A 506-nucleotide genomic window follows, 5' to 3' on the forward strand; every position below is an offset into this window, starting at 1 on the left:
AGAACCAGCACGTTTACAGCGAGGCCTGTCACCATCTGGTCGGCGCGGCAGCGCGCCGTTGCGAAAGCGAGCAGGCTTCCCGTCGCTGCACCGCCCAGTGCGGCAAGGGCAAAACCGAGGGCGACGTTGCCGAACACAAATGCCGAGATCGCGCCTGTGAATGCTCCGGCAAGCATCATGCCCTCGATGCCGACGGCGAATGTGCCGGCCTTTTCGCTCAACAACCCGCCCAGAGCGGCAAACAATAGCGGTGTCGAAATCCGGATGGTGGCAGCGGCGAGATCCGCAATCATCATGAGATCCATGGTCACACCTTGCTTCGCTCGCCGCGCAATCCGAGCGCGCACAGCACGAACACCATCGTCAGTCCCTGAATGACGAAGACAAGCGATGACGGCACGCCGACCTCACGCTGCATGGCGAGCGCACCCGCTTCCAGAAATCCAATGAACAATCCGGCGGGCAGAACGGCCAGGGGATTGAGCGAGGCCAGCAATGCTACGCCC

The 506-nt window shown here is 62.3% G+C and carries 1 protein-coding gene and 1 pseudogene; both read right to left on the bottom strand.

Translation table 11 applies throughout. From position 1 onward, the window contains the following. The coding region (locus tag AC1DS5_RS25680) for an ABC transporter permease subunit (RefSeq protein ID WP_477721064.1) at positions 1-305 on the bottom strand (305 nt) is incomplete at its 3' end. A 2-nt stretch (positions 306-307) separates the two neighbouring features. Next, positions 308-506: pseudogene (locus AC1DS5_RS25685) on the bottom strand (ABC transporter permease); the annotation flags it as partial.

Source organism: Polaromonas sp. P4_H1, assembly GCF_056400945.1.